13 protein-coding genes and 3 pseudogenes are annotated in these 11,007 nt (G+C 67.7%); 7 read left to right on the forward strand and 9 right to left on the reverse strand.

What is annotated here, in order from left to right; all coding sequences use genetic code 11:
• Positions 1–127 precede the first annotated feature (127 nt).
• Positions 128–1,071: pseudogene (ku, locus tag AS594_RS40085) on the forward strand (non-homologous end joining protein Ku).
• Between the two features lie 11 nt (positions 1,072–1,082).
• Here the strand turns inward: ku and AS594_RS40090 are convergent.
• Positions 1,083–1,427 carry a DUF6233 domain-containing protein gene (locus AS594_RS40090; RefSeq protein ID WP_069935784.1) on the reverse strand — a complete coding sequence of 115 codons (345 nt, stop codon included), beginning with the start codon at positions 1,425–1,427 and terminating at the stop codon, positions 1,083–1,085.
• 15 nt (positions 1,428–1,442) lie between these two features.
• Positions 1,443–1,601 (reverse strand): LexA family protein, encoded by a 159-nt coding sequence (locus AS594_RS40095; protein WP_240509419.1) that lies wholly within the window; start codon positions 1,599–1,601, stop codon positions 1,443–1,445.
• A 484-nt stretch (positions 1,602–2,085) separates the two neighbouring features.
• On the opposite strand from AS594_RS40095, the gene AS594_RS40100 reads away from it, so the two are divergent.
• Positions 2,086–2,625: a hypothetical protein gene (locus AS594_RS40100; RefSeq protein WP_069774343.1), complete on the forward strand. Its 540-nt coding sequence runs from the start codon at positions 2,086–2,088 to the stop codon at positions 2,623–2,625.
• Between the two features lie 587 nt (positions 2,626–3,212).
• Here AS594_RS40100 and AS594_RS47115 read toward each other — a convergent pair.
• The 4 genes and pseudogenes from AS594_RS47115 to AS594_RS40115 form a co-directional block, all read right to left on the reverse strand.
• Positions 3,213–3,399, reverse strand: a pseudogene (locus AS594_RS47115) (DUF6009 family protein); the annotation flags it as partial.
• 132 nt (positions 3,400–3,531) lie between these two features.
• Positions 3,532–4,206: an HD domain-containing protein gene (locus tag AS594_RS40105; RefSeq protein WP_069931587.1), complete on the reverse strand. Its 675-nt coding sequence runs from the start codon at positions 4,204–4,206 to the stop codon at positions 3,532–3,534.
• 4 nt (positions 4,207–4,210) lie between these two features.
• Complete coding sequence (locus tag AS594_RS40110; RefSeq protein ID WP_338120204.1) at positions 4,211–4,507, reverse strand: hypothetical protein; 297 nt, start codon at positions 4,505–4,507, stop codon at positions 4,211–4,213.
• The gene (locus tag AS594_RS40115) at positions 4,504–4,977 is read right to left on the reverse strand and encodes a DUF2269 family protein (protein WP_069935922.1); all 474 of its coding nucleotides are present in this window, start codon (positions 4,975–4,977) and stop codon (positions 4,504–4,506) included. The genes AS594_RS40110 and AS594_RS40115 overlap by 4 nt, the downstream gene beginning before the upstream one ends.
• 86 nt (positions 4,978–5,063) lie before the next feature.
• Between AS594_RS40115 and AS594_RS40120 the strand changes: the two genes are divergently transcribed.
• From AS594_RS40120 to AS594_RS40130, 3 genes are all read left to right on the forward strand, one after another.
• Positions 5,064–5,405: a PadR family transcriptional regulator gene (locus AS594_RS40120; protein WP_069774349.1), complete on the forward strand. Its 342-nt coding sequence runs from the start codon at positions 5,064–5,066 to the stop codon at positions 5,403–5,405.
• The gene (locus AS594_RS40125) at positions 5,402–6,073 is read left to right on the forward strand and encodes a permease prefix domain 1-containing protein (RefSeq protein ID WP_069935921.1); all 672 of its coding nucleotides are present in this window, start codon (positions 5,402–5,404) and stop codon (positions 6,071–6,073) included. Before AS594_RS40120 ends, AS594_RS40125 begins: the two co-directional genes overlap by 4 nt.
• 379 nt (positions 6,074–6,452) lie before the next feature.
• Positions 6,453–6,815, forward strand: coding sequence for a Scr1 family TA system antitoxin-like transcriptional regulator (locus AS594_RS40130; protein WP_069935920.1), 363 nt, complete (start codon positions 6,453–6,455; stop codon positions 6,813–6,815).
• On the opposite strand, the gene AS594_RS40135 is transcribed toward AS594_RS40130, so the two are convergent.
• A complete protein-coding gene (locus AS594_RS40135) occupies positions 6,794–7,165 on the reverse strand; it encodes an ANTAR domain-containing protein (RefSeq protein WP_069774355.1) in 372 nt (123 codons plus the stop codon). The two genes, AS594_RS40130 and AS594_RS40135, sit on opposite strands and share 22 nt — an antisense overlap.
• A gap of 355 nt (positions 7,166–7,520) precedes the next feature.
• Here AS594_RS40135 and AS594_RS44265 point away from each other — a divergent pair, with 355 nt between their 5' ends.
• Entirely contained in the window at positions 7,521–7,727 is a 207-nt protein-coding gene (locus AS594_RS44265) for a hypothetical protein (RefSeq protein ID WP_141746786.1), read from the forward strand.
• Between the two features lie 51 nt (positions 7,728–7,778).
• Here the strand turns inward: AS594_RS44265 and AS594_RS40140 are convergent, their stop codons facing one another.
• Both AS594_RS40140 and AS594_RS40145 read right to left on the reverse strand, forming a co-directional pair.
• Positions 7,779–8,096 (reverse strand): hypothetical protein, encoded by a 318-nt coding sequence (locus tag AS594_RS40140; RefSeq protein ID WP_069935919.1) that lies wholly within the window; start codon positions 8,094–8,096, stop codon positions 7,779–7,781.
• A gap of 286 nt (positions 8,097–8,382) precedes the next feature.
• Positions 8,383–8,766, reverse strand: a complete 384-nt coding sequence (locus AS594_RS40145) for an SH3 domain-containing protein (protein WP_069935918.1) — start codon at positions 8,764–8,766, stop codon at positions 8,383–8,385.
• A 487-nt stretch (positions 8,767–9,253) separates the two neighbouring features.
• Between AS594_RS40145 and AS594_RS40150 the strand changes: the two are divergent.
• Positions 9,254–10,490, forward strand: a pseudogene (locus AS594_RS40150) (PP2C family protein-serine/threonine phosphatase).
• Positions 10,491–11,007: the final 517 nt, after the last annotated feature.

The following is an 11,007-nucleotide window of genomic DNA, read 5'->3' on the forward strand; positions in this document are numbered from 1 at the left end:
CGCTCGTCGTCGCCTCGCCCGGTGAGAGCGACCACCCGACGTTTCACCCGGCGGAGTGTCCGGGCCCGCCCCCACGCCCACTGCGGTGTCCGTTTTAGGCCGATACCCCCACCGCTGGAGGCCCGCCATGCCACGCCCCATCTGGAGTGGAGCCATCTCGTTCGGCCTAGTGACCATCCCTTGTCGCGTCCTGAGCGCCACCGAGAACCACAGCATCGCCTTCCGTCAGTTCCATGAGGCCGATGGCGGTCGGATCCGGTACCAGAAGGTCTGCGAGCTGGACGGGCAAGTCGTGCACCAGGGCGAGATCGGGCGCGGCTACGAGATCTCCCGCGACACGATCATCGAGGTCACGGACGCCGAGCTCGACGCCATGCCGCTGCCCACCGCGAAGGCCATCGAGATCGTCGCCTTCGTGCCGGCCGAGTCCATCGACCCTGTACGCATCGGCGACTCCTACTATCTGGCAGCCGACGGCGCCGTCGCAGCGAAGCCCTACGTCCTGCTCCGCCAGGCCCTGGAGCGCTCCAGCAAGGTCGCCGTCGCCAAGTACGCGTGGCACAACCGGGAGCGCCTCGGGCTGCTGCGGATCAAGGAGGACGCGATCGTCCTGCACAGCCTGAAGTGGCCGGACGAGATCCGCTCCCCTGAGTCCTTGCTCCCCAAGCCTGTGCCCGTGGCCGACGAGGAGATCGAGGCGGCCGTCGACCTCATGGAGGCCATGGCCGTTGAGGACCTCAGTGGTTTCCGTGATCATTACCGCGCAGCCCTGGAAGATCTGATCCGCGCCAAGGCCGAGGGTGCGAAGCCCGAAGGGGCTCAGCCCGAGCCGGCCGCGGCTCCCGTCGTCGACCTCATGTCCGCACTGCTCGAATCCGTGAGTCCGCACGCCAGGCCCGCGGCGAGGTCCAGGGCCGCGCGGGCGGCGCGGGCGGCGATGATGCGAGCGTCCATGACATGGCCGGGCACGTAGAACGCAAAGCCGCGAACGCGCCCGCCAAGAAGGCGGCCAAGGCCCCGGGCAAGAAGTCGGCGGCAAAGAAGACGACGGGGCGTAAGTCCAGCGCCTAGGTCAGCCCGTCTTACTCGAGGATGCCCAGTTCCGTGTCCGGGCGGCACAGGGTGCAGGCGCTGACCCCGTCGTGCAGGGCCTGGATCGCGTCCTGCCGGCTGATCGCCTTGCTGCGGACCTCGCTTCCGCCCATGGAACACGCGCCGACGTGCACGGCGACGGGCGTGTGCCCGTTGATGCTGATCTGCACCGTCCACTCCGGCGGCGGCTTCTGCCGCTCGATCTTCTCGTGGATGACAGCCTGCTGCTCCAGGTGCCGGATCCGCTCCCGCACCCGGGCCAGGATCGCGAGCAGGAAGGTCTCCAGCACGCGCAGGCGCGACAGGTCCGGTGGGAGATCAAACGGTGCGGACATGGCGGTGCCCCGCCTTCAGGTCAATCGGTAGGAGCGCCAGCGGCTGCCACTGCGCGAGATCACGCCCTGCTGCTCAAGCCGCTTGAGCTGGTACTGCACGGACGAGGTGCTGGACAGGCCGACCCGGTGACCGATCTCGCGAACCGTCGGCCCCTCCCGTGCTCGTAGATCCACTCCCGGATACAGGCCAGAACTTGCTCCTGCCTCACGGTCAGGTGACCCATCACGGCGCATCCCTCCCTCGTTTGTGGGCGCGTACCGGCTGGGACAGGGCGGCCCGGGCGGCGGTCGATGTCCGGCCGGGGTGGACCAGAAGGGATGCCAGAAGAGCCGGTTGGAGAGGTGCAGCAAGCGACGCCGCAGCGCCGTGGTGCCGCGTGGGTGGGCAGCGGCAAGCGCGGTGTACGTACGGCCCCAGTCGTACTGCGCCTGCGCCAGGTCGTCGGGAGCGTGGAATGCGCCATGACTCAAATTAGACCATGCGTTCGATTTTGGAGTCACGCTCACCACGCAGGCGCGAGAGTGGCGGTGTGGTCGGGCACGCTAGTTGGCCGCTCTGGGCTCGCCAGGTGGCCGCGCACGTGAGCGTTTACCCGCCCCATCGCTGCAATCGCGCTCAACCGGTGCGGCTCTGCGATGACGGGGGCAAGCTCCGGAAGTGACTACCTTCCTCAGTCAACTGCCAGCACTCATCGGTGTCATCGTCGGCGCCTTCGGAACGCTCCTCACAACCCGCCTCAATGACAGAGCGCAGTGGACGCGAGCCCTTTCAGTACGGTGGGACGAGCGACGATTGGATGCCTACTCCGAGTACGCTCGCGCACTCAAAGAGGTCCACTTACTTGCGCACCGCATAACGGCGCCGTCCCGGCCCTCGTCACGGGCGCATCCGATCGATCGGACCACCGGACTTGAGCTGCTGGCCGAAGCGGATGCCCAGCGGACCAAAGCGTGGGAGGGGGTGCTCTTGCTGGGTGATGCTGACACGGTGGCTGCCGCGCGCGAATGGCGGTGGGCGGTCCTGCAGCTGGAACGGGCGGCACGGGATCTCGCCGAACCTGACTTCGACTGGGTGGCTGCCGTGCGTCGGGCCGACGACGGTCGGGACCGTTTTTACACCGCCGCCAGAGCTGGCCTGACCGTGGGAAGCGACGACGTGGCACAGTCCCGATGGCTCGCCGATCGACAGCTGAACTAGCGACGTCGGTGGCCCCTGGGCTGGGGTACGGCCGCGCGCCGCCTGAGTATCAGGTGGCCAACTGAAGCGCACAATGGCCAACTACAAGTAGCGATCGTCGCGGCGATGGCCCGCTCGTGCGCACGCTCGATGATCCGCCGCGTCTTGTCGTCCCCCAGGGCCCATACCACCACCAGGCTCGCCTGCGGCCGGAAGACGAAGTCGACGGCGAGCAGCGGGTGACGGAGGCCACCGGCCGACCGAGGACGGTGGCCCGCCGCGCCCGGGACGCTGGCCCGGCCCTTCGCCGGCAGCCCGGGGGCCGGGGTGGGGCCCTCTCCGGGCACAGAGATCAAGGTCTGGCCGCGATGCCGTCGCGGCCAGACCTGCGCGTCGCAGGCTCTTCGCGGCCTCTGTCGCGGCCCGCGAGGACCTGAACGCACGTGCGCGCGTAAGGGGGTCCAGAGAGTCCACCCCGGCTCACTGACCTGCCTCTGCATGCGCCGTACTGGCAGGCGCACTCTGGTCAACAGCGTCAATGGGACGAGGCTTGAGCAACGTCAGCCGTACTGAGAGCTGGCGGACTGCCCGGCACAAGGCTCCGGTCTTTACAGTGGCAGCGTTATGCCGAGCTCTTGCATGGCGGAAGAGGGCGGGCCGCCCTCCGAGCGTTCGGTCTTGCGCCCCTTACTGGTGGGGGTAAGGGTGCGGGGGTCGATCGCTTCGGCGGGCGCCGGTGGAGTACACGCCGTCGGGGTCTCTGTCGCGGTCATGCGGCAGCAGGACAACGACCTGCGCGTCTACCGCCCGACGACAGTAGGGAACGCCCCCGATCTCTCACCTCGGACAGCGCGACACGCCCGCCCGAGCCCGCTCTTCAGCTCTGACCAGGGCCTCGGCATGCGGCGGCTGTCCGGGTACCCGTGCTCACGCCTTCGGTTGGTAGCCGTCGTAGTCATTCCAACTGGGGGATTGAGTCATCAGTTGTTTCCAGGTAGGCCAGACCTCCTGGGTCTGCTGGCGAACCAGTTCGCCGGGCATGCTGAATGGTGGGGCCTTGTGCGGTTTGTCGAGTGCTTGACCGACGATCGTGTCGTAGAGCACGGGCGCGGCGTGGAGGCGGGGCAGCGAGGCATGGATGCGGTCTGCGTAGCCGGCCGGGAGGGTGTGGGGCCCCTCGGGGCCAAGGTCGAATCCGGCGCCGGCCGTCACCAACGCGATCTCGGGACGTTTGCGTATGGCGATTTCGTAGTGCAGGTGCAGGGCGATCGCATCCCATATGACCTCGACCCTCTCGGGTGACACCCCCTGGTCGGTGAGGAAGCGGGCGGCCAGGTCGGCGCCGTCAATATCGAAGGGCTGATCGCCGTTGCCCTCGGGGCTGAGTCCGGCGTCGTGCAGAAGGCAACCCAGAAACAGCAGTTCGTCGTCATAGTCGCGGCCGGGTTGCAGGCCTTGCTGCTCTCCGAGGAAGCGCCCGTAAAGATAGCTGCGCATGCTGTGGTTGAAGATTGCTGGGTCCTCGATGCCTTTCACGAAGCGCATCGCGCTCAGTGCTACGCCGGTACGAGGAAAGAGCAGTTCAGCGTATGCGTTGTCCATCACGTCACCCTTCCTGGGCATTGCGTGTAAGAGGTTGGCTTCCCTGGGTACGAATGTTGATCCGCCGTAGGGCAAGCAGTCCGCCGACTCCCGGGATGGCGGAGCGCCATCGGGCGCCCGTCGAGGCGGCAGACGGGGCCATCGAAGTGGCCGCGATGACGACGAGGTAGGCCGTGCCGTGCAGCGGGCCGACGAGCGTCGTGATCGCTTGCGTGTGTGTGGTGAGCAGGTTGCCCAGCAGAACCGCGAAGGAGGCGGTCTCGGCACCGGCCGCGATCCGCAACATGTGCACGGGGATCACGCTCCCGTGGTCGAGCCAGGACGGACGATCATCAGGATGACGACGATCGCCCAGAGGACGTTGAAGATGCCGGTGAGCATGGTCAGCCGGGTCGCCGCGGGACGCTGCCCGTCCTGGGGCGCTGAGTCCTGGGTCAACGCGAGCAGGCGCTGCTGGCCGGGCAGGATGGCCATGGCGAGGATGGCCGCGGCGATCACGGTCAACGCGAGCGATGCGATCAGCCAGGCGTCGGTGAGGACGCCGAGCAGGGCTCCGGTGGCGAGCCCGAAGACCGGCACGGCGAGACCGGCGAGAGCGTAGCCGCGGCAGATCCGGTGCAGGAGTGCGGCGATCCCGGCGGCTCGCCCGTCCGGATCCTGGCCGCCAGATGCCTGCAGCGCGTAGCGGGGGAACATGGACGCGGCCACCGTGATCGATCCGACCGCCAGAATCGCCGCGAGGACATGTACGGACAGCAGCACCTTGGTCACTGCGGATTCCTCCGAGCAGAAGCGTTAAATATGTTGGCTGCCAATACATACACTGCCTACAGCAATTTTGGGTAGGCTGCCTACTCATGAGGGCAGACGCGGTGCGAGGGCACCTGGACGGACTGTTGCTGGCCGTGCTTGAACCAGGCCCGCTGCACGGCTACGCGATCATCGCCGCGGTCCAACACCGCAGCAGGGGCGCACTTGAGCTGCGCACGGGCACGATCTACCCGGCCTTGAACCGGCTGGAGCGGCTCGGGCTGCTGAGCAGCAGCTGGCAATCTTCTGGTGAACGGCGACGGCGATGCTACGAACTCACCGACGCCGGACGGCACACCCTGGCCAGCGAGCGCACCGCGTGGAGCGAGTTCACCACAGCGATCGGCTCGGTCCTGAACCCCGCCGCACCGCCCGGGTTTGCCACATGAGCGCCACCAGTCGGCAAGCCGACCCCATCGAGGATTACATCGCGGCCCTTACAGCCGCCCTGCACGGCCCGGCCCGAATCAAGGCCCGGATGATCGAGGAGATACACGACGGCCTCGCGGACACGGTAGAGGCGCACACCCGCGAAGGAATGGCCTACCAGCGCGCCGCCCACCAAGCAGTGGGAGAGTTCGGGACCCTCGACGAACTCGTGCCGAGCTGCCAACGGGAACTGACCATCACCCAGGCCCGGCACACCGCCCGGGCCGTCGCCCTCACCGCCCCCTTCCTGGTCGCCTGCTGGTACCTGGCCTGGACCACCGACCACGATCAGCCCTGGCAGCTGCCACGCACGGCTCAGCTACTGGCCGTTCATCTGGCCGGTGTTGCCAGCGTCGCAGCACTACTCGCCGCGGCGACGCTGGCCACCACCGGCACCCTCGCCCGCTGGCTGCCCATTCCGCACCAGCTGCCCCTCGCGGTCGCATGGACCGGTACTACCGCCAGCGTTGCCATGGCGGTCGCGACGCTCGCGCTCGCCACCGCCTCCGTCCTGGCCACGAACTGGCCACTGCTCGCGTTCGCCGGCGCACTCGCAGCCGCGTCGCACGCCGTGGTGGCAGCCTCGGCCCGCGCCTGCCGCCAATGCGCGCGCCTGCCGGCCACGTGACCCACCGCCTCTCGGCTGCGCGGCTGACGTACCCTCGGACACGTCAACGGGCCATCAGCCACTGGATCAAGATCACCTACGTAATCGCAGGTAGTTACCCGTGTGCGGCTGGCTGCCCGCCGTCGGCGGCCACTGGTGCGCGAAGGCCTGGCATGGTGACCGCGGCGAGGTCCAGGCGGCAACAGCGCGAAGAGGCGAAGCACGCCGGTCCGCCCTGTAGAGCACTGCTCTGCACTGGGCGCCACCGAACGGCAAATTACATCGTCACAATCCATTCGTGCCCCCGCCGAATCCGGCGGCACGGCGCGTGATCAACTGCCGGTGCTCCATGCCAACCTGCTGGCACGCGCAGTGGCTTGGAGCTGGAGGTAGACCGCCCATGGCGGCGAACAACGACCCCACCGTCAGGGGAGCAGTGGTGTACCTGGAGAGGTTCACCAGCGGCCTCTGCCTGGAAAGGCCGGCCGACGTCCAGCAGTACAGCGCGCTGTACACGCACCTGCAGGCCCAGGCCCACAGCCCGGACCACACCCAGCACCTCATCACCGACACCAACAAGCTCTACACATCGTCAGCGTTGGCTGCCGAGCCGAGCCGCGACAACGACACCCGCCCCATGGTGACGTGCGCAGGCGGTTACCCCGGTTCATGCGGGGCGGCGGATGGCACCGAGGACGGCGAAACTGCCGTCGCGACTGGAGCGGGCGAAGGCCAGTCAGATCAGACTGCGGGGAGGCCCTGAACTCCAGACTGCCCTACGTGGGCTGGTCCTTGTGGCGCGAGTGCCGCTGCAACGGCCGCGTCCAGCTTCTGCCCCACCGGCTGTGGCAGCGGCTGCCCCAGCGCCCAGTCGATCACCGATTCTGCGACCGTGTGCAGCTTGGTATTGGTGCGCTGGGACACCTCGCGCAGCACCTCGAACCCGGCGGCCGGCGGTATCCGGTGGGTGGCGATGAGGACACCGATGGCCTGGTCGACCGTCGCGTGGGAGTCGACGGCATGCTGCAGCTGGGTGTTCTCCTGCTGAAGGCGGTCCGCCGTGGCGTCACGCGTGTCGTCGGGCAGGGGCCGCTGTACGCGGGAAGTCGTCATGACCGGTCTCCCTACAGAGGCGAGGTTTCCAGTACGCCTGCCCCGGACGGGAACAGCAAGACACTTTCAGGGCGGCGCGAAGAGCATAGATGCGAGAGGGCTCTTCGCCGACCATGGTCGGCGAAGAGCCCGAGAGGCTGTCTTCCCAACCTCTCCCCTGCCGAGTCACCACTGCGTGCTCGCTTACACATGTACTCCGTCGCGGCCAGCAGGGCTCCGGCCCGTCCGGGGAGCGACGGGGGCCCTGCTCCGGTGTCCGGGGGTGTGGCCTTCTAGCCTGCGGCCACGGAACCCACCCCCATGCCCGAGCCGTTGCGCGGCGCGGTTCACCTGCTTGTCTCGGGAGGTTTGCGCCGTGCGGAAGATGAGAAGGGCCGCAAGGCGGGCCACCCTGCGCGACCTTCGGAACCTCGCATCCACGGCGTTTGAAGACAGCGGCCACCTGACAGTCCGGCAGCATGCGGCAAGGATCACCGTCAACGCGCAGCAGGCCCTGGGCTGGAGCAGTGTGCGCTCGCCCACCAAGACAGGGAAGAACGTTTTCTTTTCAGCCTTCGACTGAGGAATTCGACGGACGCGGACAAAGCCGAGCGACGACGTATCGGTGATGACTTCAATCGTGGGCAGCTGCAAAGGCCCTGCGCCTCAGATTTTCGTCTTCGAGTTGCTTGAGCGCGGCTCGTTGGACGTCCAGGGCAGCACAGCGAGCGGCGATGTCCGCAGCCTCGGCAGCGAGGACCTCCGCCAGTGCCTGCAGTGGCTTGCCCGTGGGGATCCTGTTTTCGCGATACTCGGCGTCCGGCCCGAACCCTCGCCCGGTGCCCGACCCCAATTCGCGGTATCTGTCAGCGATCCCGTGCATCGCACCCATGAGGTACGACATCGCAAGGTCGATATCTCCGCGCAATGCGGCCGCCGCTTCATCGCTCATGACGCCACCGTTCCACGCTGTGAGCCTTGCTCACGTCTGATCCACCAGGTTTCGCGCCGGGACACTCCCGGACCGAGAGCGACACGACGCGCCTGCTGCCAACCTCATGGCCGGGTACAACCAGACGTAAGCAGGCGCCCCTCGGCGGCCCGCCCGCGCGCCGGCAGGCCATGGGCCCCTACCTGTGCAGGGATTCGAGGCTCCCGAGACACACCTCGTCACGGCCTTGCGGCGCATGGGCAGCGCTCAGCTCTTGGTCAGCGACGCCTGGCCCACCGTGTGCGGGTCAGCGGCACCACGGGATGTAGTCCAGGTTCTTGACGTAGCGGGCGGTGACCCAGCCGCTGCGGTGGTCCAGCTTGTACCAGATGTGGTTGCCGTCGACGTTTTGGCCGTACACCTTGCAGGCCAGGGCGATCTTGGCCCCTGAATGGAAGCTGCCCAGCACCCCGGAGTAAGTGGTTGCCCTGCTGCGGATCTTGACTCCGGTACTCGCGATGACCCTGCCGTACTTGGTATAGGCCGCCGCCCCACTTGCCTGATCCGCCGTGGCACCGGCAACTGGGGTCCCGATCTGGTCGGCCGCAGTTGCCGGAGTGGCGGCGCCGAGCAGCCCCAACGCCAGGCCTCCGACGGTCAGCGCCAGTGTGGTTTTCACGGAATTGAGCACAGCAGTCTCCTTTGGATCCGTTGACGCGGTGCGCCACGACCCGGGACGCAATCAGCACATATCAGGAGCATGAGCAGTGAAAACCGAGGACTGCGGCTGCCATGCCGCTCACTCACCCAATGAGCTCACTCTCCGGACCGCAGCGCCCGTTGACGGCGCCAGACCGACTCCGGGCCCGGTCCTCCGAGGAGAATGCCGGGGACCCGGGGTGACAGCCCTGCTGCGGGCCTGGCAGGACTTTGATGTCCTCGGGGCGTTCTCCCTCGTACCCGTTGCCGTCTTCGGACCAGCGAGTGAACGGCTCGCCGAGTCTTTCCCGGTCCCGCCTGCGGCCGTCAGAGGGATACATCAGTAACAAGAGCCCGTGCGGTCTGCGTGTCGGGAGCCGGCGGGTGATGATCGTTTGATGCCAGCTTCTGGGGCGCGAGGACCATGGATGCCTCGGACAGGTGATCGGCAGCCCACGGGCACGCCAGAGGGAGCGGTTGTGGCGGACGGTGAGCGGTGGGCTGATCATCGCGGGGTGGATCGGTCGGAGGGGTTCGGTGAGCGGCTATTTGGGGGTGTTGCTGGATCGGGCGCACGAGATGCCGCCGCAGTTGATCGCTCCGCTGATCGCGGAGGAAGTGGCCATGGTGGGTGGCCGCGGGGTCTCGATCCTTCTGCAGGACTATGCGCAGGAACTGCTCGTGCCGCTGCCGGGCAAGAGGCTGATCGTGGGTGAGCCCGAGGTGATCGCTGATTCGCCGGCCGGGACCGCCTTCCTGCGTGCCACCGCTGTCGAGGTGCGGCAGGCCGACGGCGTGCGGGTGTATCTGCCGTTGCTGGACGGCAGCGACGAGGTGGGCGTCATGGCCCTCACCCTGGACACCGTCGATGACGACGACCGGCGCCTGCTGCGCAGACTCGCCGGCCTGGTCGCCGACATGCTGGTCACCAAGCACGCGTATACCGACCGGTTCTTCCAGGCCCGGCGCCGCGAACCGATGAGCGTGGCCGCGGAGATGCAGTGGTCCCTGCTGCCGCCATTGACGATGTCCGTACCGCAGGTCGCCGTGTCCGGGGCCCTCGAACCCGCCTACAACATCGCCGGCGACAGCTTCGACTACGCCCTCAACGACAACATCCTGCACGCGGCCGTCATCGACGCGATGGGCCATGGGCTGGACGCCGCCACCATGGCGACCGTCGCCGTCGGCGCCTATCGCCACGCCAGACGCTCCGGCATCGACCTGGCCCAGAAGTACGCGTTCATGGACCGGGCCATCGCCGAGCAGTTCGGGCCCGATCATTTTGTCACCGCGCAGATGATGGACCTGGACGTCATCACCGGCCGCCTGCAGTGGGTCAACGCCGGCCATCCCGCACCGATACTGATCCGCAACCATGAGGTCGCCCGGCAGCTGGAAGGCCCCACCACCCTGCCGGTCGGCTTCGGCGGCGAACTCCCTACGATCACCCAGTACCAACTCCAGCGCGGCGACCGGGTTCTCTGCTACACCGACGGCATCATCGAGGAACGCGACGCCGACGGCGAACCCTTCGGCGAAGAACGCCTCATCCGCTGCATCAACGCACACCCGGACCAAGAAATCCGCGCCGCAGCTCTGTTTCTCTCCCGCGCCCTCAAACAAGAACGCGGCCAACGCACCAGCGACGACGCAACCATCTTCCTGATCGAATGGCGCGGCGCCTCCGCCGACCACCTCGCCGTCCTCGAATAACTCCTCGTGCCGAACTGCCCGCTGCCCCACACCGCGAGCACCCAAGGCGAACAGCGTCCGCACGATGCTCTGCTTCTCAACGTGGCCGACCCGGGGTTCTCCGCCTACCGGGGCCGGCTCACCGGGCCTTCGTACTTGCCCACCCTCGACCCGCCAAGACATCACGGTGCCCAAAGCGCCCACATCATCCGGATGCAGCCGTGGTACGGGAGCACCGGCCCGTACAGCGTGGTGCGAGGACGGAGGGTGGAGGGATGGCCCCGCACCACGCTGGCCTGCCGGCGCCACCACAGGCACCTGCTCGTCAGCATGCCCCACCCCAACGACCCTGCCCCGACCGAAACGGCGCCGCCCACCACGCTTCACCCGACCGGCCCGTAACCCGGGACCCACCCTCGATGTTGAGCCGGTCGAAGCGTGCCATTCGCGGATTTCGGATTGCGCGCTGTGGGGGCCCCAACGGAGCGGGGCCCCCACCCCAAGCCGCCCCACCCCAGAGCCGGGTAACCCGGATGCC

Origin of the sequence: Streptomyces agglomeratus (genome assembly GCF_001746415.1) — a bacterium.
In the GTDB taxonomy this organism is placed as follows: Bacteria; Actinomycetota; Actinomycetes; order Streptomycetales; family Streptomycetaceae; genus Streptomyces; species Streptomyces agglomeratus.

Bases quoted from the DNA above. Each gene is read 5' to 3' on its own strand.
- AS594_RS40140 (WP_069935919.1), bottom strand. From the start codon at position 8,096: ATGAGCGATGAAGCGGCGGCCGCATTGCGCGGAGATATCGACCTTGCG.
- AS594_RS40130 (WP_069935920.1), top strand. From the start codon at position 6,453: ATGGCGGCGAACAACGACCCCACCGTCAGGGGAGCAGTGGTGTACCTG.
- AS594_RS40105 (WP_069931587.1), bottom strand. From the start codon at position 4,206: ATGGACAACGCATACGCTGAACTGCTCTTTCCTCGTACCGGCGTAGCA.
- AS594_RS40090 (WP_069935784.1), bottom strand. From the start codon at position 1,427: ATGTCCGCACCGTTTGATCTCCCACCGGACCTGTCGCGCCTGCGCGTG.
- AS594_RS40120 (WP_069774349.1), top strand. From the start codon at position 5,064: ATGAGGGCAGACGCGGTGCGAGGGCACCTGGACGGACTGTTGCTGGCC.
- AS594_RS40125 (WP_069935921.1), top strand. From the start codon at position 5,402: ATGAGCGCCACCAGTCGGCAAGCCGACCCCATCGAGGATTACATCGCG.
- AS594_RS40135 (WP_069774355.1), bottom strand. From the start codon at position 7,165: ATGACGACTTCCCGCGTACAGCGGCCCCTGCCCGACGACACGCGTGAC.